Origin of the sequence: Streptococcus mitis, assembly GCF_002096895.1 — a bacterium.
Classification (GTDB): Bacteria; Bacillota; Bacilli; order Lactobacillales; family Streptococcaceae; genus Streptococcus; species Streptococcus mitis_AH.
The window spans coordinates 839,618-857,367 of record NZ_NCVI01000020.1; the positions used below are offsets into that span (position 1 = coordinate 839,618).

General features: G+C 39.0%; 17 protein-coding genes. 13 read left to right on the plus strand and 4 right to left on the minus strand.

The annotated features are described in order from the left end of the window. The first annotated feature begins 22 nt into the window (after nucleotides 1-22). From B7697_RS08760 to B7697_RS08810, 11 genes are all read left to right on the plus strand, one after another. Entirely contained in the window at nucleotides 23-1,498 is a 1,476-nt protein-coding gene (locus B7697_RS08760; protein WP_084951436.1) for a PTS galactitol transporter subunit IIC, read from the plus strand. Nucleotides 1,499-1,599: 101 nt separating this feature from the next. Beyond that, entirely contained in the window at nucleotides 1,600-2,496 is an 897-nt protein-coding gene (locus B7697_RS08765) for an aldose 1-epimerase family protein (RefSeq protein WP_084951438.1), read from the plus strand. Between the two features lie 292 nt (nucleotides 2,497-2,788). Further along, nucleotides 2,789-3,214, plus strand: a complete 426-nt coding sequence (gene lacA / locus B7697_RS08770) for a galactose-6-phosphate isomerase subunit LacA (RefSeq protein WP_000029277.1) — start codon at nucleotides 2,789-2,791, stop codon at nucleotides 3,212-3,214. A gap of 30 nt (nucleotides 3,215-3,244) precedes the next feature. Continuing rightward, nucleotides 3,245-3,760, plus strand: a complete 516-nt coding sequence (lacB, locus tag B7697_RS08775) for a galactose-6-phosphate isomerase subunit LacB (protein WP_001216913.1) — start codon at nucleotides 3,245-3,247, stop codon at nucleotides 3,758-3,760. 10 nt (nucleotides 3,761-3,770) lie between these two features. Further along, the gene (locus tag B7697_RS08780; RefSeq protein ID WP_084951441.1) at nucleotides 3,771-4,700 is read left to right on the plus strand and encodes a tagatose-6-phosphate kinase; all 930 of its coding nucleotides are present in this window, start codon (nucleotides 3,771-3,773) and stop codon (nucleotides 4,698-4,700) included. Nucleotide 4,701: 1 nt separating this feature from the next. After that, the gene (gene lacD, locus B7697_RS08785; protein ID WP_084951444.1) at nucleotides 4,702-5,682 is read left to right on the plus strand and encodes a tagatose-bisphosphate aldolase; all 981 of its coding nucleotides are present in this window, start codon (nucleotides 4,702-4,704) and stop codon (nucleotides 5,680-5,682) included. 234 nt (nucleotides 5,683-5,916) lie between these two features. Further along, entirely contained in the window at nucleotides 5,917-6,753 is an 837-nt protein-coding gene (locus B7697_RS08790; protein WP_023948156.1) for a PRD domain-containing protein, read from the plus strand. A 35-nt stretch (nucleotides 6,754-6,788) separates the two neighbouring features. Then, nucleotides 6,789-7,106, plus strand: a complete 318-nt coding sequence (locus tag B7697_RS08795; protein WP_001078320.1) for a PTS lactose/cellobiose transporter subunit IIA — start codon at nucleotides 6,789-6,791, stop codon at nucleotides 7,104-7,106. Then, nucleotides 7,106-8,797, plus strand: coding sequence for a lactose-specific PTS transporter subunit EIIC (locus B7697_RS08800; RefSeq protein WP_023948158.1), 1,692 nt, complete (start codon nucleotides 7,106-7,108; stop codon nucleotides 8,795-8,797). Before B7697_RS08795 ends, B7697_RS08800 begins: the two co-directional genes overlap by 1 nt. A 213-nt stretch (nucleotides 8,798-9,010) precedes the next feature. Next, entirely contained in the window at nucleotides 9,011-10,417 is a 1,407-nt protein-coding gene (gene lacG, locus B7697_RS08805; protein WP_084951527.1) for a 6-phospho-beta-galactosidase, read from the plus strand. A 41-nt stretch (nucleotides 10,418-10,458) separates the two neighbouring features. Continuing rightward, a complete protein-coding gene (locus B7697_RS08810) occupies nucleotides 10,459-10,716 on the plus strand; it encodes a DUF3884 family protein (protein ID WP_000471578.1) in 258 nt (85 codons plus the stop codon). 112 nt (nucleotides 10,717-10,828) lie between these two features. On the opposite strand, the gene B7697_RS08815 is transcribed toward B7697_RS08810, so the two are convergent. The 4 genes from B7697_RS08815 to nrdH form a co-directional block, all read right to left on the minus strand. Further along, nucleotides 10,829-11,596, minus strand: a complete 768-nt coding sequence (locus tag B7697_RS08815; protein ID WP_084951446.1) for a DeoR/GlpR family DNA-binding transcription regulator — start codon at nucleotides 11,594-11,596, stop codon at nucleotides 10,829-10,831. Between the two features lie 143 nt (nucleotides 11,597-11,739). Beyond that, the gene (nrdF, locus tag B7697_RS08820; RefSeq protein ID WP_000451386.1) at nucleotides 11,740-12,702 is read right to left on the minus strand and encodes a class 1b ribonucleoside-diphosphate reductase subunit beta; all 963 of its coding nucleotides are present in this window, start codon (nucleotides 12,700-12,702) and stop codon (nucleotides 11,740-11,742) included. Nucleotides 12,703-12,891: 189 nt separating this feature from the next. Further along, nucleotides 12,892-15,051 carry a class 1b ribonucleoside-diphosphate reductase subunit alpha gene (gene nrdE, locus B7697_RS08825; protein ID WP_084951449.1) on the minus strand — a complete coding sequence of 720 codons (2,160 nt, stop codon included), beginning with the start codon at nucleotides 15,049-15,051 and terminating at the stop codon, nucleotides 12,892-12,894. Nucleotides 15,052-15,137: 86 nt separating this feature from the next. Then, nucleotides 15,138-15,356: a glutaredoxin-like protein NrdH gene (gene nrdH / locus B7697_RS08830; RefSeq protein WP_000259240.1), complete on the minus strand. Its 219-nt coding sequence runs from the start codon at nucleotides 15,354-15,356 to the stop codon at nucleotides 15,138-15,140. Between the two features lie 350 nt (nucleotides 15,357-15,706). Here nrdH and B7697_RS08835 point away from each other — a divergent pair, with 350 nt between their 5' ends. Further along, nucleotides 15,707-15,970 (plus strand): phosphocarrier protein HPr, encoded by a 264-nt coding sequence (locus B7697_RS08835; RefSeq protein WP_000146947.1) that lies wholly within the window; start codon nucleotides 15,707-15,709, stop codon nucleotides 15,968-15,970. A 5-nt stretch (nucleotides 15,971-15,975) separates the two neighbouring features. Then, a complete protein-coding gene (gene ptsP / locus B7697_RS08840; RefSeq protein ID WP_004254499.1) occupies nucleotides 15,976-17,709 on the plus strand; it encodes a phosphoenolpyruvate--protein phosphotransferase in 1,734 nt (577 codons plus the stop codon). Nucleotides 17,710-17,750 lie beyond the last annotated feature (41 nt).

The following is a 17,750-nucleotide window of genomic DNA, read 5'->3' on the forward strand; positions in this document are numbered from 1 at the left end:
CTATAAAAAGGGAGGAACTATTATGGATGTCATTATCAATCTGGCCAACGATATCTTTAAACCTATCTTGGCTATGGGTGGCCCTATCATCATGCTGATCATTTTGACAGTGTTGGCCCTACTTTTTGGAGTGAAATTTTCCAAAGCGCTTGAAGGTGGTATCAAGCTCGCCATCGCCCTTACTGGTATCGGTGCTATCATCGGTATGCTCAACGGAGCTTTCTCAGCATCACTTGCGAAATTCGTTGAAAACACTGGTATTCAATTGAACATCACCGACGTTGGTTGGGCACCACTTGCTACAATCACTTGGGGATCTGCTTGGACACTTTACTTCTTGCTTGTAATGTTGATTGTCAACGTTGTGATGCTTGCAATGAAGAAAACAGACACACTTGATGTCGATATCTTCGATATCTGGCACTTGTCAATCACTGGTCTTTTGATCAAATGGTATGCAGACAACAATGGTGTAAGCCAAGGGGTTTCACTCTTCATCGCGACAGCAGCAGTTGTACTTGTAGGTATTTTGAAGATCATCAACTCTGATTTGATGAAACCAACATTCGACGACCTTCTTAACGCACCAAGTTCATCACCAATGACTTCAACTCACATGAACTACATGATGAACCCAGTTATCATGGTCTTGGATAAGATTTTTGATAAAGTTTTGCCAGGTCTTGATAAATATGACTTTGATGCTGCTAAATTGAACAAGAAAATCGGTTTCTGGGGATCTAAATTCTTCATCGGTTTCATTCTTGGTATCGTTATTGGTTTGATGGGAACTCCACATCCAGTTGCTGGAGTAGAAGATGCATCTTCATGGGAACTTGTTATTAAAGGTTGGTTGAGCCTTGGTTTGACTGCCGGTGTATCTTTGGAACTCTTCTCACTGATCGGTTCATGGTTCATCGCAGCCGTAGAACCACTTTCACAAGGTATTACAAACGTTGCTACTAAACGTCTTCAAGGACGTAAATTCAACATCGGTCTTGACTGGCCTTTCATCGCTGGTCGTGCAGAAGTTTGGGCTTGTGCAAACGTACTTGCACCAATCATGTTGGTTGAAGCTGTACTTCTTTCAAACGTCGGAAATGGTATCTTGCCACTTGCAGGTATCATCGCTATGGGTGTTACTCCAGCTCTCTTGGTCGTAACTCGTGGTAAATTGCTCCGTATGATTATCTTCGGAACACTATTGTTGCCACTCTTCCTTCTTTCAGGTACACTTATCGCACCATTTGCAACAGAACTTGCTAAAGGTGTAGGTGCCTTCCCAGAAGGTGTGAGCCAAACTCAATTGATCACTCACTCAACTCTTGAAGGACCAATCGAAAAACTTCTTGGTTGGACAATTGGTAACACTACAACTGGTGATATCAAAGCAATCCTTGGTGCTGTAGTCTTCCTTGTATTCTATATCGGTATCTTTGCATGGTACAGAAAACAAATGATCAAACGTAACGAAGAGTACGCAGCAAAAGCAAAATAATGCGCTCCTATAAAATGTAAATTGTTAAAGCTAGGTTGTCGAAATCCAATTAGGAGTGACAGCCTAGTTTTTTATAAACTATCAAGAAATCGGAGAAAATAATGGTAATTGAATTAAAATCAGAACAATTAAGTGTTCAATTTAACAGTTTTGGTGGAGCTCTTTCTTCTATAAAAGATGCTGAGGGACTTGAGTATTTATGGCAAGGAGATGCCACTTATTGGAGTGGACAAGCTCCTGTTCTCTTCCCCATTTGTGGTTCTTTGAGAGAGGATACAGCATTTTATATAGATGAGAAGGGACAAGAAAGCAAAGGAAACATTCCTCGTCATGGTTTGGTTCGTAAGAAAGAATTTGAATTAGTTGAACAGACAGATAATAGTGTAACTTTTGCAATTGAAGACGATGAGAATAGCTATCAAAACTATCCTTATCATTTCCGCCTAGAAATCACTTATATCCTTACTGGAAAGACAGTACGAACTCAATACAAAATATTTAATAAAGAAACTAGCAAGGTATTGCCTTACTTTATTGGTGGACATCCAGGATTTAATTGTCCTCTACTGGATGATGAAGTCTATGAAGATTACTATTTAGAGTTTGAGAAAGAAGAGACTTGCTCTGTTCCACGTCCTTTCCCAGAAACGGGGATGCTGGATTTTCAAGATAGAAGTCCATGGCTAAAGGGGCAAAAAGAATTAGATCTTAATTATGATCTTTTCAGCACGGATGCAGTCACCTTAGATGAATTGCAATCTAGAACAATTGCCCTTCGTTCTCGTAAACATGATAAGGGATTGAAAGTGCACTTTGCAGAGTTTCCAAATCTCATTATCTGGTCAACTTTGAATAAAGGTCCTTTCATTGCTTTTGAACCATGGTCTGGCTTGTCAACATCCCTTGAAGAAGGAGATCATCTAGAAGATAAGAAGAATGTTCGCCTCCTAGAACCTGGTCAAGTGGAACAAATTGGTTTTGACATTGAAATTTTTTAGATTAAAAAATAAAACACAAAAACAAACATTAACTGTTGACTTTTTCAGGAAATAGGAGTATATTATGTTTGTAAGCAACAAATGATGTTTGCAACAAACAAATAATCGATTGTTATATTCTCTTTCGTGGAGAAAGATTATTTCTAGGGAACTGGTTTCCTAAACTTGAATAAGGTGTCATTCATCTCATTCAATCCAATTTTGTCAATAAACTGCTAGAAAGCTTTTGTAGGTAAACTGCTAACTATAAAAGGTTTTACTAGCCTAGAAAAAATAAAAAGGAGTATACAATATGTCTATTGTTATCGGTGCAGATGCTGCAGGTTTGAGATTGAAAGAAGTTGTGAAAGACTTCTTGGAAAAAGAAAACTTCCACGTTGTGGATGTTACAGCTGAAGGTCAAGACTTTGTTGATGTGACTCTTGCTGTTGCAGCAGAAGTAAACAAAGAAGAACAAAACCTTGGTATCGTGATTGATGCTTATGGTGCTGGTCCATTCATGGTTGCAACTAAGATCAAAGGAATGGTTGCTGCAGAAGTATCTGACGAACGTTCAGCTTATATGACTCGTGGCCACAACAACTCACGTATGATTACTATGGGTGCACAACTTGTTGGTGATGAATTGGCTAAAAACATCGCTAAAGGATTTGTTAACGGTAAATACGATGGTGGACGTCACCAAATTCGTGTCGACATGTTGAACAAAATGTGCTAATTAGATTACAGTAAGGAAGGTAAGTTAAAAATGAGAATTGCAATTGGATGTGACCACATCGTAACAGATGAAAAAATGGCGGTTTCAGAATTTTTGAAATCAAAAGGATATGAAGTCATTGACTTTGGTACATATGACCATACACGTACTCACTACCCAATCTTTGGTAAAAAAGTAGGGGAAGCTGTAACTAGCGGTCAAGCTGATCTTGGGGTATGTATCTGTGGTACTGGTGTTGGTATCAACAACGCTGTAAATAAAGTTCCTGGTGTTCGTTCTGCCTTGGTTCGTGATATGACAACAGCCCTTTATGCTAAAGAACAATTGAACGCCAACGTTATTGGTTTTGGTGGTAAGATTACTGGTGAATTGCTCATGTGTGACATCATCGAAGCTTTCATCCATGCTGAATACAAACCATCTGAAGAAAACAAAAAATTGATTGCGAAAATTGAACACGTTGAAAGTCACAATGCTCAACAAACAGACGCAAACTTCTTCACTGAATTCCTTGAAAAATGGGATCGCGGAGAATACCACGACTAAGAGGTGACCTATGATTTTAACAGTCACAATGAACCCATCCATTGATATTTCCTATCCTTTGGATGAGTTGAAGATTGATACTGTCAATCGTGTGGTGGATGTAACCAAAACGGCTGGTGGTAAGGGACTCAATGTTACCCGAGTACTTTCAGAATTTGGAGATTCTGTTCTTGCTACTGGTTTAGTGGGTGGCAAACTTGGTGAGTTTTTGGTTGAAAATATTGATGATAATGTTAAGAAAGATTTCTTTTCTATTCAGGGAGAAACTCGTAACTGTATCGCTATTCTTCACGGAGACAACCAAACAGAAGTTCTTGAAAAAGGACCTGAAGTATTGGAACAGGAAGGTCAAGACTTTTTGGAACATTTCAAAAAACTCTTGGGTTCAGTTGAAGTAGTAGCCATCTCAGGTAGTCTGCCAGCTGGCCTTCCAGTTGGTTACTATGCGAGCTTGGTAGAACTTGCTAATCAAGCTGGCAAGCCTGTTGTCTTGGACTGCTCTGGTGCAGCACTTCAGGCGGTTCTTGAATCACCACATAAACCAACAGTCATCAAACCAAATAATGAGGAATTGTCCCAGCTTCTAGGAAGAGAAGTTTCTGAGGATTTGGATGAATTAAAAGAAGTACTTCAAGAACCTTTGTTTGCAGGTATTGAATGGATTATCGTTTCACTTGGTGCCAACGGTGCCTTTGCCAAACATGGTGATACTTTCTATAAGGTAGATATTCCTAGAATTCAAGTGCTAAATCCTGTCGGATCTGGAGATTCTACTGTAGCAGGAATTTCTTCAGGACTTCTTCATAAAGAATCGGATGCAGAATTACTCATCAAGGCAAATGTCCTTGGTATGCTCAATGCTCAAGAAAAAATGACTGGTCATGTCAACATGGCCAACTATCAAGCTCTATATGATCAATTAATAGTAAAAGAGGTATAAAATGGCTTTAACAGAACAAAAACGTGTACGCTTAGAAAAACTTTCTGATGAAAATGGTATCATCTCAGCTCTTGCATTTGACCAACGTGGTGCTTTGAAACGCCTCATGGCTCAACACCAAACAGAAGAACCAACTGTGGCTCAAATGGAAGAACTTAAAGTTTTGGTAGCAGATGAATTGACTAAATACGCTTCATCTATGCTTCTTGATCCTGAATATGGACTTCCAGCGACTAAAGCTCTTGATGAAAAAGCTGGTCTTCTCCTTGCTTATGAAAAAACAGGTTATGATACAACAAGCACAAAACGCTTGCCAGACTGCTTGGATGTTTGGTCTGCAAAACGTATTAAAGAAGAAGGTGCAGATGCAGTTAAATTCTTGCTTTACTATGATGTAGATAGCTCAGACGAACTCAACCAAGAAAAACAAGCTTACATCGAACGTATCGGTTCTGAATGTGTGGCTGAAGATATCCCATTCTTCCTTGAAATCCTTGCTTACGATGAAAAAATTGCTGACGCAGGTTCTGTAGAATACGCTAAAGTAAAACCACACAAAGTTATCGGCGCTATGAAAGTCTTCTCAGACCCACGCTTTAACATTGATGTCTTGAAAGTAGAAGTTCCTGTTAACATTAAATATGTTGAAGGCTTCGCTGAGGGTGAAGTGGTTTACACACGTGAAGAAGCAGCAGCCTTCTTCAAAGCACAAGAAGAAGCAACTAACTTGCCATACATCTACTTGAGTGCAGGTGTATCAGCTAAACTCTTCCAAGATACTCTTGTATTTGCTCATGAATCAGGTGCAAACTTTAACGGTGTTCTTTGTGGCCGTGCTACATGGGCTGGATCAGTTGAAGCTTACATAAAAGATGGTGAAGAAGCAGCTCGCGAATGGCTTCGCACAACTGGTTTTGAAAACATTGATGAGCTCAATAAAGTTCTTCAAACAACAGCGACTTCATGGAAAGAACGCGTGTAAGCAAGTCCTCCTAGGTTAGGAACATGAATCTAAAAAAATTTTAAAAAAAGTTTTATGTAAAGGTTTACAAAATAACTTACTTGTGCTATACTTAAATCACAAGTTAATACAAGGTGAGTGTTACTAAGTAATATTAGGCATGATCACAGGTGAATTAGAAATCGGCTGATTTTCTAGTTCATTTGTGGTCATTTTTTGTACTAATATACCTTTAAGATATAAAAGGAGGTTGACATGTATCGAATTCTAAATCCAATAAATCACAATGTCTCGCTTGTCAGAAATGATAAAGGAGAAGAAGTGATTGTGATTGGTAAGGGGATTACATTTGGAAAGAAGAAAGGGGATTTGATTGCTGAACATCAGGTTGAGAAAATCTTTCGGATGAAGACCGAAGAGTCCAGGGAAAACTTTATGGCTCTCCTCAAAGATGTTCCGCTTGATTTTATCACAGTGACTTATGAAATCATTGATAAGCTATCAAAGAAATATCATTATCCGATTCAAGAGTATCTCTACGTAACATTGACAGATCATATTTACTGTTCTTACCAAGCTCTAGCACAAGGAAGGTACAAGGATAGTAATCTGCCAGATATTTCCACTAAGTATCCTGTCGCTTTTCAAATCGCAAATGAAGCATTTGAAATTTACCGTCAGAAGCTAGCAGATCATTTTCCTGAGGACGAAATTATTCGGATTGCTTATCATTTCATTAATGCCGAAGGTGAAAATGAAGTGGAACTTGTGGAGTCGATTGATAAGAGGAAAGAAATTCTCAGGAATGTTGAAGAAGTTTTAACGGACTATGCAATTCAACGAACTAAAGAGAATAACCATTTCTATGATCGTTTTATGATTCATTTGAATTATTTCTTGGATTATTTAGACAGATCTAGAGATGATAACCAATCACTTCTGGATATGGAAGATCATATTAAACAATCCTATCCAAAAGCGTTCGAGATTGGTTCCAAGATCTATGATGTGATTACGCAACATACGGGTCTTGATTTGTATAAAAGTGAACGAGTTTATCTAGTTCTACATATCCAACGTTTATTGTCATAAAAATTTATTTAAAACTATATAAGGAGAATTCTATCATGAATAGAGAAGAAGTAACATTGTTAGGTTTTGAAATCGTAGCCTATGCTGGCGATGCTCGTTCAAAACTATTGGAAGCTTTAAAGGCTGCTGAAGCTGGTGATTTTGCGAAAGCAGATAGCTTAGTTGAGGAAGCTGGTTCTTGCATTGCAGAGGCTCACCACGCGCAAACAAGTCTATTGGCTAAGGAAGCTTCTGGTGAGGACTTAGCCTATAGTGTAACCATGATGCATGGCCAAGACCACTTGATGACAACTATCTTATTAAAAGATTTGATGCACCATTTAATTGAACTGTACAAGAGAGGAGTTAAATAATGAATAAACTAATTGCATTTATTGAGAAAGGAAAACCTTTCTTTGAGAAACTATCTCGTAATATCTATCTTCGTGCTATTCGTGATGGTTTCATTGCAGGTATGCCTGTTATTCTCTTCTCAAGTATCTTTATCTTAATCGCCTTTGTACCAAACTCATGGGGCTTTAAATGGTCTGATGAAGTTGTAGCATTTCTGATGAAACCTTATAGCTATTCTATGGGTATTCTGGCTCTCTTGGTAGCTGGTACAACAGCTAAGTCATTGACCGACTCAGTAAACCGTAGCATGGAGAAAACCAATCAAATCAACTATATGTCAACACTGTTAGCAGCTATTGTTGGTTTGTTGATGTTGGCAGCTGATCCTATCGAAAATGGTCTTGCTACTGGATTCTTGGGGACAAAAGGTTTGCTTTCAGCCTTCCTTGCTGCCTTTGTTACTGTAGCCATCTATAAGGTTTGTGTTAAGAACAACGTCACTATTCGTATGCCTGACGAAGTTCCACCTAATATCTCACAAGTTTTTAAAGATGTGATTCCATTCACTCTATCAGTTGTTTCTCTTTATGCTCTTGATTTACTAGCTCGTCATTTTGTTGGTGCAAGCGTAGCTGAATCAATCGGTAAATTCTTTGCACCATTATTCTCTGCTGCTGATGGTTATCTAGGTATTACGATTATCTTTGGTGCCTTTGCTTTCTTCTGGTTTGTTGGTATCCATGGTCCATCTATCGTTGAACCAGCTATCGCAGCTATTACCTATGCCAATGCCGAAGTCAACTTGAACCTTCTCCAACAAGGTATGCACGCTGACAAGATTCTTACTTCTGGTACACAAATGTTTATCGTTACCATGGGTGGTACTGGTGCGACACTGGTTGTTCCATTCATGTTCATGTGGTTAACAAAATCTAAACGTAACCGTGCAATCGGTCGTGCTTCAGTAGTCCCAACATTCTTTGGTGTAAATGAACCAATCTTGTTTGGTGCACCACTTGTATTAAACCCAATCTTCTTCATTCCATTTATCTTTGCTCCAATCGCAAACGTTTGGATCTTCAAATTCTTTATTGAAACACTTGGAATGAACTCATTTACTGCTAATCTACCATGGACAACTCCAGCTCCACTAGGTCTAGTTCTTGGTACGAACTTCCAAGTTCTATCATTCATTCTTGCCGCCCTTCTAATTGTAGTTGACGTAGTTATTTACTACCCATTCCTTAAAGTCTATGATGAACAAATTCTAGAAGAAGAGCGTTCAGGTAAATCTAATGATGAATTGAAAGACAAAGTTGCTGCAAACTTCAACACTGCAAAAGCAGATGCTATTCTTGAGAAAGCGGGTGTAGAAGCAGCACAAAATACAATCACTGAAGAAACAAATGTCCTCGTTCTCTGTGCAGGTGGAGGGACAAGTGGACTTCTTGCGAATGCTTTGAATAAGGCAGCTGCAGAATACAATGTTCCTGTGAAAGCAGCAGCAGGTGGCTATGGTGCTCACCGTGAAATGTTACCAGAGTTTGATTTGGTTATCCTAGCCCCTCAAGTTGCTTCAAACTTTGAAGATATGAAAGCAGAAACCGATAAACTCGATATTAAACTTGCGAAAACAGAGGGAGCTCAATACATCAAATTAACTCGTGATGGAAAAGGTGCTCTTGCATTCGTACAAGCGCAATTCGATTAACGATAGGGACTATAAAACAGTCTCCTATCCTTACGGAAATCGCTATAGCGAATTTCCTAATCGCCTTATTAATTCGTCGGTAAAAAGATATCGTTTTTACCTCCTCATGTCACAATTCGGTGACTTGGTACAAGAAGTGAGATGGAGAAGGATGGCTCACTGACTCCTCTCCTCTCACTTTTACTTTATTTAAATCAAGAAATAGGTGAAAAAATGACAAAAACACTTCCAAAAGACTTTATTTTCGGTGGCGCAACAGCTGCCTATCAAGCAGAAGGCGCTACGCATACCGATGGAAAAGGACCAGTAGCGTGGGATAAATATCTTGAAGATAACTACTGGTACACTGCAGAACCAGCCAGTGATTTTTACAATCGATATCCAGTTGACCTCAAGTTGGCAGAAGAGTATGGTGTTAATGGTATTCGAATTTCCATTGCTTGGTCACGTATTTTCCCAACCGGTTACGGTCAAGTAAATCAGAAAGGTGTCGAGTTTTATCATAATTTATTTGCAGAGTGCCACAAACGTCATGTTGAGCCCTTTGTAACTCTTCATCACTTTGATACGCCAGAAGTTCTCCACTCAAATGGAGACTTCTTAAACCGTGAAAATATCGAACACTTTGTAGATTACGCGGCCTTCTGTTTTGAAGAATTTCCAGAAGTAAACTATTGGACAACCTTTAATGAAATTGGACCAATCGGTGATGGTCAATACTTGGTTGGTAAATTCCCTCCAGGTATTCAGTACGATCTTGCCAAAGTCTTCCAATCGCACCACAATATGATGGTGTCTCATGCACGTGCGGTAAAATTGTACAAAGAGAAAGGCTATAAAGGTGAAATTGGGGTTGTTCATGCTCTGCCAACCAAGTATCCTTTAGATCCTAAAAATCCAGCAGATGTTCGTGCAGCAGAGTTGGAAGATATTATTCACAATAAATTTATCTTGGATGCAACTTATCTAGGTCGTTATTCAGCTGAAACGATCGAAGGTGTCAACCATATCTTATCAGTCAATGGTGGTAGCTTAGATCTTCGTGAAGAAGATTTCACAGCATTAGAAGCTGCAAAAGACTTGAATGACTTCCTTGGAATCAATTACTATATGAGTGACTGGATGGAAGCATTTGATGGAGAAACTGAAATTATCCATAATGGTAAGGGTGAGAAAGGAAGCTCTAAATACCAAATCAAAGGTGTTGGTCGTCGTGTAGCTCCTGACTATGTACCACGTACGGATTGGGATTGGATTATCTACCCTCAAGGTTTGTATGACCAAATCATGCGTGTGAAGAAAGATTATTCTAACTACAAGAAGATTTACATCACTGAAAATGGACTTGGTTATAAAGATGAGTTCGTCGATAATACTGTTTACGATGATGGTCGTATTGATTATGTGAAACAACACTTGGAAGTCTTGTCTGATGCTATTGCTGATGGTGCAAACGTCAAAGGATACTTCATCTGGTCATTGATGGACGTCTTCTCATGGTCAAACGGTTATGAAAAACGCTACGGTCTCTTTTATGTAGACTTTGAAACTCAAGAACGTTATCCTAAGAAATCAGCTCACTGGTACAAGAAAGTAGCGGAAAGTCAGATTATAGACTAGTAGAATGAGTAATTAGATATAGAATTCTAGTGAGGCAAAAGATGTTCAAAGATTTTATCCAATCTATTTATGAAAAAGTTTATATTATCAATTTTGATAAATGTTCTCAAATACCTTGTTTGACTAATGAGGAGCTGAAAAAACTTGGGAAATGGTATGTTTCTACCGGTAAAGAATGGATTTGCCATTCAGACTATGAGCTAGAAGAATTTAAAAATATCTTTTTAAATTTTATCAGTCCTGAAGAACGGGATAATATCTCCTTTGATTCAGATTTTATGCCGTTTCAACAATCATAAAGAATCTAGGAATCTAGGAAACTCTTTGTAAAAATCTTCATCAAAAAATGCGTCATATCAATATTCTTATTTTCTTGATATGACGCATTTTATATTTTATCAATCCTCAGTTTTATGGTTTAGAAAGAATAATTTTTGTTTGTTTTGAAAGTTGTTCAAACGTTTCTTTGCTCAGTTTAGAATCTGAAACGATGGTATCAATATCAGAGATATTGTAGAAGGTATAAAAATCAAATTTATTGAACTTACTATTGTCAGCTAGTAAGTATTTTTTATTGGAATTATTGAGGGCGATGCGTTGAGATTCACCTTCCTCTTCACTAAAGGTCGCAATCGCATTGTCCTTAATACCATTACAGCTAACGAAGGCTTTAGAAAATTGTAGGTTAGCTAAGTTTTGTAAGGTTAGTGTTCCAACAAAGGCTCCAGTAATAGAGCGATAGTTTCCACCGATTAAAATCAAATCTGTTAGTTTTCGTTCGTTTAGGATGAGAAAGACTGGTAAACTGTTTGTTACAACACGAATATTATCAATTGGAAGTTCACGAGCAAAAGATTCCAAGGTTGTACCTGGGCCAATAAAAATGGTTTCACCTTCATCGATTAAATGGCCTGCAAAACGGCTAATTTCTTGTTTTTCTGCAATCTGTAAGCTTTGTTTTTCAATATTGGAACGTTCATTATTTAAAATAGAACCTATGCGAATTTTTTCAGCTCCCCCGTGCACTCGAACAAGTAAATCCTTGTCTGCCAACTCTTGCAAGTAGCGTCTAGCAGTCATATCTGACACATCCAAGCGAGTCATGATTTCTTTTACAGTAATAGTTCCCTTTGTATTTACCGTTTCTAGAATATTATCTAGTTTTTCCTGCTTTAACATCGTTATCACCTCTATTTCTATTACTATTTTATCATAAAGTATTCAATCAATCAATTTAAAAAACAAAAGAAAACAAAAACAAAAATATCATGGTTGTTTTAAACAAACCATGATATTTGTTATTGCTTATAAAATATATAACATTAGTCTAAACCGTAGTTGTAATCATCGTCTTGCATGGCTTCAACTTCACCAAGGAGGTAACCATTTCCGACTTGAGAGAAGAAGTCGTGGTTAGATGTTCCTGTTGAAATACCGTTCATAACGATTGGGTTGACATCATCTGCTGAGTCTGGGAAGAGTGGATCTTGCCCCAGGTTCATGAGTGCCTTGTTAGCATTGTAGCGAAGGAAGGTCTTGACTTCTTCAGTCCAGCCAACACCGTCATAGAGGCTTTCTGTATAACCTTCTTCGTTCTCGTAGAGAGTGTAGAGCAGGTCGTACATCCATTCTTTGAGTTTTTCTTGCTCTTCTTCAGGTAATTCATTGAAACCAAGTTGGAATTTATAACCAATGTAAGTTCCGTGAACAGACTCATCACGAATAATCAGTTTGATGATTTCCGCAACGTTGGCTAGCTTGTTGTTACCGAGATAGTAGAGGGGAGTGAAGAAACCAGAGTAGAAGAGGAAGGTTTCGAGGAAGACGCTGGCAACTTTCTTTTCAAGTGGGCTACCGTTTAGGTAGATTTCGTTGACAATCTCAGCCTTCTTTTGTAGGTAAGGATTGGTATTGGTCCATTCGAAAATTTCTTCAATCTCAGCCTTAGTATTCAAGGTAGAAAAGATTGATGAGTATGATTTAGCGTGGACAGATTCCATAAATTGGATGTTATTGAAAACAGCTTCCTCATGTGGTGTACGGATGTCTGCGCGAAGGGCTTGAACCCCTGTTTCAGATTGCATAGTGTCGAGAAGGGTTAAACCACCAAAGACTTTTCCAACCAAGTCTTTTTCTACATTTGATAGCTTTCTCCAGTCATCCAAGTCATTTGACAAGGGAATACGTGTATCGAGCCAGAATTGCTCCGTCAGTTTTTCCCAAGTTGATTTGTCGATGACATCTTCGATGGCATTCCAGTTAATGGCTTTGTAGTAAGTTTCCATTTTGAAATCTCTTTCTGTGTTTAGTATTGCGAACTCACAATTAATTCTATTTTATCATAATTCTAGAGGAGTATCGCACAAAAAGTCGGAAGCCCGACTTTTTGTTATTTCATAGTATAGATGCTTATTCTAGTTTAGCAGGGTGAATGAATCACTTATCTGAGAAAATGTAGTTTCCTCAAGCAAAGATTAAATCACACAGCTTTCACATTGGTTAGCACCGACTTCTCCACCATCATCTGTAAAGGTACGGACGTAGTAGATAGACTTGATACCCTTGTTAAAGGCATAGTTACGAAGGATAGACAAGTCACGTGTCGTTTGTTTGTTTTCTTTCTTCCATTCGTAAAGTCCTTTTGGAATGTCACTACGCATGAAAAGGGTGAGTGAAAGCCCTTGGTCCACGTGCTCAGTTGCAGCAGCATAGACATCAATCACCTTACGCATATCCATGTCGTAGGCAGAAGTGTAGTAAGGAATGGTTTCTGTTGACAAGCCAGCAGCAGGATAGTAGATTTTACCGATTTTCTTTTCTTGACGTTCTTCGATACGTTGCGTAATCGGGTGGATAGAAGCAGAAACGTCGTTGATGTAACTGATAGAACCATTTGGCGCTACAGCAAGGCGGTTTTGGTGGTAAAGACCATCTGCTTGAACCTTGTCGCGAAGTTCAGCCCAATCAGCAGCACTTGGGATAAAGACATCTTTGAAGAGTTCCTTAACACGTTCTGATTTTGGAACAAACTCGCCAGTTACATACTTGTCAAAGTAGCTTCCGTTAGCATAGTCTGATTTTTCAAAGTTGTGGAAGGTGATACCACGTTCACGCGCAATATTGTTTGACTCAACCAAAGTCCAGTAGTTCATAAGCATGAAGTAGATGCTTGTAAATTCAACAGACTCAGGCGATCCATATTCAATCAATTGTTGGGCAAGGTAGCTGTGAAGTCCCATGGCACCAAGACCAAAGGTATGAGCTTGGCTATTTCCATGATCAATCGTAGGAACAGCTACGATGTGTGAACTATCTGTAACGAAAGTAAGGGCACGAACCATAGCACGGATAGAACGACCAAAGTCAGGTGAAGTCATCATGTTGACTACGTTGGTTGAACCAAGGTTACATGAAACGTCCGTCCCCATTTGAAGGAATTCTTGAGCATCGTTGATTAAGCTTGGTTCTTGGACTTGAAGAATCTCAGAACACAAGTTACTCATGATAATCTTACCATCAACTGGATTTGCACGGTTAGCCGTATCAATGTTGACTACATAAGGGTAACCAGACTCTTGTTGCAATTTAGAAATCTCAGTTTCCAAATCACGCGCCTTGATTTTTGTCTTGCGGATATTTGGATTTGCGACTAATTCATCGTATTTTTCAGTGATGTCGATGTAGTTGAATGGTACACCGTACTCAAGCTCTACAGAGTAAGGGCTAAAGAGATACATTTCTTCATTTTTACGAGCTAATTCGTAGAATTTATCTGGTACCACAACTCCAAGTGAGAGGGTCTTAACACGAACCTTTTCATCGGCATTTTCTTTCTTAGTTGAAAGGAAAGCGATGATATCTGGGTGAAAGACGTTGAGGTAGACAACCCCGGCACCTTGACGTTGCCCGAGTTGGTTTGAGTAAGAGAAGCTGTCTTCAAAAAGCTTCATAACTGGTACGACACCAGAAGCAGCACCTTCATAACCTTTGATAGGAGCTCCAGCTTCACGAAGGTTGCTGAGGGAAATTCCCACACCACCACCGATACGTGAAAGTTGAAGAGCAGAGTTGATAGAACGTCCGATAGAGTTCATGTCATCAGTTACTTGAATCAAGAAACAAGAGACCAACTCCCCACGACGAGCACGGCCTGCGTTCAAAAAGGAAGGAGTAGCTGGTTGGTAGCGTTGGTGGATGATTTCATTGGCAATATCAGTCGCGATCGCTTCATCCCCGTCAGCAAAGTAAAGTGCATTAAAGAAGACACGGTCTTCCATACTTTCAAGGTAATATTCACCGTCATTAGTCTTCAAGGCGTACTGGTTGTAAAACTTATAGGCTGCCATGAATGATTTGAATTGGAAGTTTTGGTCTTTGATGAATTGATGCAGTTCTTCCAAAAACTCTGGGCGGTACTTCTTGAGAAATGCAGTTTCAATATAGTTATGTTCAATAAGGTAGTTGATTTTATCAGTAATTGAATCAAAAACCATAGTGTTTGGAACTACATTTTCTTTAAAGAAGGCATCCAAGGCTTCTTTATCTTTATGAAGCATGATTTGTCCATTAACAGGACGGTTGATTTCGTTATTGAGACGGAAGTAAGTCACGTCTTCAAGATGTTTTAATCCCATAAAATTTTCCTTATCTAACCTGATTACAAAAGAAAGGCCTCTAAGTTAGCCCTAGAAGCGAGTTTCTTCTGGATGATTTACTAAGATTATGCTAATTGTTTCAGTTTTCCTGGTTGGAAACCTGAAAAGACTTCTGTTGGTGTTTGGATAACAGGAGCTGCGCTGAAACCGAGCTCTTTAACTTGATCGATGTACTCAGGTTGCTCATCAAGATTGATTTCACGATAAGCGACATTATTACTGTCCAAGAAACGTTTGGTCATTTTACATTGGACACAGTTGTTTTTAGAATAAACGGTTACCATTGTGTAACTCCTCTTTCAAAATAGATTACTTTCTTAGTATATCAGAAAATAAATTTTTGTCAATGATTTGAAACTAAATATAGTGGTCTATTTTTCTACTCAAGGTCGCAAAACACAATATGTAGTGTTTGTTTTGTGAAATAGTGATAATTATCCTAGAAGTAGTTTTTTGGAAAACTATATCCTGTGTTTTGTTATCTAGAATAGAAGATTTTCAGCAAGTTATCTGAAAGGAAATCGAATAAATCCCATAAAATGCTTGAAAAAAATCCTAGAAGATGATATAATACCAAATTGTAAGGGTTATCACATATAACTCAAAAAAGAAAGAACAAAAGGAGAGTCAAACTATGGCTTCTAAAGATTTCCACGTAGTGGCAGAAACAGGTATTCACGCACGTCCAGCAACATTGTTGGTACAAACTGCAAGCAAATTTGCTTCAGATATCACTCTTGAGTACAAAGGTAAATCAGTTAACCTTAAATCAATCATGGGTGTTATGAGTCTTGGTGTTGGCCAAGGTGCTGACGTAACTATCTCAGCTGAAGGTGCAGATGCAGATGACGCTATCGCTGCAATCTCAGAAACAATGGAAAAAGAAGGATTGGCATAAGGAAGATGACAGAAATGCTTAAAGGAATCGCAGCATCTGACGGTGTTGCCGTTGCAAAAGCATATCTACTCGTTCAACCGGATTTGTCATTCGATACTGTTTCAGTCGAAGATACAAACGCAGAAGAGGCTCGTTTGGATGTAGCTCTTGAAGCTTCTCAAAACGAGCTTTCTCTTATCCGTGAGAAAGCTGTAGGTACGCTTGGTGAAGAAGCGGCTCAAGTTTTTGACGCTCATTTGATGGTTCTTGCTGACCCAGAATTGATTGGTCAGATTAAAGAAACAATCCGTGCTAAGAAAGTCAATGCTGAAGCAGGTCTTAAAGAAGTGACTGACATGTTCATCACGATCTTTGAAGGCATGGAAGATAACCCATACATGCAAGAACGTGCAGCGGATATCCGCGACGTGACAAAACGTGTATTGGCAAACCTTCTTGGTAAAAAATTGCCAAATCCAGCTTCTATCAATGAAGAAGTAATCGTCATTGCGCATGACTTGACACCATCTGATACAGCTCAATTGGACAAAAACTTTGTAAAAGCTTTTGTAACAAACATCGGTGGACGTACAAGCCACTCAGCTATCATGGCACGTACACTTGAAATTGCAGCTGTATTGGGAACAAATAACATCACTGAAGTAGTGAAAGACGGTGATATCCTTGCCGTTAACGGAATCACTGGTGAAGTCATTATCAACCCAACAGATGAACAAGCGGCAGAATTTAAAGCAGCTGGTGAAGCTTATGCTAAACAAAAAGCTGAATGGGCACTTTTGAAAGATGCTCAAACAGTGACTGCTGACGGTAAACACTTCGAGTTGGCTGCTAACATCGGTACTCCAAAAGACGTTGAAGGTGTTAACAACAACGGTGCAGAAGCTGTTGGACTTTACCGTACAGAATTCTTGTACATGGATTCTCAAGACTTCCCAACTGAAGATGAGCAGTATGAAGCATACAAGGCTGTTCTTGAGGGAATGAATGGTAAACCAGTGGTTGTTCGTACAATGGATATTGGTGGAGATAAGGAACTTCCTTACTTCGATATGCCACACGAAATGAACCCATTCCTTGGATTCCGTGCCCTTCGTATCTCTATTTCTGAAACTGGAGATGCAATGTTCCGTACACAAATCCGTGCCCTTCTTCGTGCTTCTGTTCATGGTCAATTGCGTATCATGTTCCCAATGGTTGCCCTTTTGAAAGAATTCCGTGCAGCTAAAGCAGTTTATGAAGAAGAAAAAGCAAACCTTCTTGCTGAAGGTGTAGCAGTTGCGGATGACATCCAAGTTGGTATCATGATTGAAATCCCTGCAGCAGCGATGCTTGCAGACCAATTTGCAAAAGAAGTAGACTTCATGTCAATTGGAACAAACGACTTGATTCAATACTCAATGGCAGCAGACCGTATGAACGAGCAAGTTTCATACCTTTATCAACCATATAACCCATCAATCCTTCGCTTGATCAACAACGTTATCAAGGCAGCTCACGCTGAAGGTAAATGGGCTGGTATGTGTGGTGAGATGGCTGGCGATCAAAAAGCTGTTCCACTTCTTGTCGGAATGGGCTTGGATGAGTTCTCTATGTCAGCAACATCTGTACTTCGTACACGTAGCTTGATGAAAAAATTGGACACTGCTAAGATGGAAGAGTACGCTAACCGTGCCCTTACAGAGTGTTCAACAATGGAAGAAGTTCTAGAACTTCAAAAAGAATACGTTAACTTCGATTAATGTCATTAACCTTGTAACCTAGTTGCAAGGTTTTTTTATAG

Bases quoted from the DNA above. Each gene is read 5' to 3' on its own strand.
- nrdE (WP_084951449.1), bottom strand. From the start codon at position 15,051: ATGGGATTAAAACATCTTGAAGACGTGACTTACTTCCGTCTCAATAAC.
- lacD (WP_084951444.1), top strand. From the start codon at position 4,702: ATGGCTTTAACAGAACAAAAACGTGTACGCTTAGAAAAACTTTCTGAT.
- B7697_RS08800 (WP_023948158.1), top strand. From the start codon at position 7,106: ATGAATAAACTAATTGCATTTATTGAGAAAGGAAAACCTTTCTTTGAG.
- ptsP (WP_004254499.1), top strand. From the start codon at position 15,976: ATGACAGAAATGCTTAAAGGAATCGCAGCATCTGACGGTGTTGCCGTT.
- B7697_RS08835 (WP_000146947.1), top strand. From the start codon at position 15,707: ATGGCTTCTAAAGATTTCCACGTAGTGGCAGAAACAGGTATTCACGCA.
- B7697_RS08765 (WP_084951438.1), top strand. From the start codon at position 1,600: ATGGTAATTGAATTAAAATCAGAACAATTAAGTGTTCAATTTAACAGT.
- B7697_RS08790 (WP_023948156.1), top strand. From the start codon at position 5,917: ATGTATCGAATTCTAAATCCAATAAATCACAATGTCTCGCTTGTCAGA.
- B7697_RS08780 (WP_084951441.1), top strand. From the start codon at position 3,771: ATGATTTTAACAGTCACAATGAACCCATCCATTGATATTTCCTATCCT.
- nrdF (WP_000451386.1), bottom strand. From the start codon at position 12,702: ATGGAAACTTACTACAAAGCCATTAACTGGAATGCCATCGAAGATGTC.
- lacB (WP_001216913.1), top strand. From the start codon at position 3,245: ATGAGAATTGCAATTGGATGTGACCACATCGTAACAGATGAAAAAATG.
- B7697_RS08760 (WP_084951436.1), top strand. From the start codon at position 23: ATGGATGTCATTATCAATCTGGCCAACGATATCTTTAAACCTATCTTG.
- B7697_RS08815 (WP_084951446.1), bottom strand. From the start codon at position 11,596: ATGTTAAAGCAGGAAAAACTAGATAATATTCTAGAAACGGTAAATACA.
- nrdH (WP_000259240.1), bottom strand. From the start codon at position 15,356: ATGGTAACCGTTTATTCTAAAAACAACTGTGTCCAATGTAAAATGACC.
- B7697_RS08795 (WP_001078320.1), top strand. From the start codon at position 6,789: ATGAATAGAGAAGAAGTAACATTGTTAGGTTTTGAAATCGTAGCCTAT.
- lacA (WP_000029277.1), top strand. From the start codon at position 2,789: ATGTCTATTGTTATCGGTGCAGATGCTGCAGGTTTGAGATTGAAAGAA.
- B7697_RS08810 (WP_000471578.1), top strand. From the start codon at position 10,459: ATGTTCAAAGATTTTATCCAATCTATTTATGAAAAAGTTTATATTATC.
- lacG (WP_084951527.1), top strand. From the start codon at position 9,011: ATGACAAAAACACTTCCAAAAGACTTTATTTTCGGTGGCGCAACAGCT.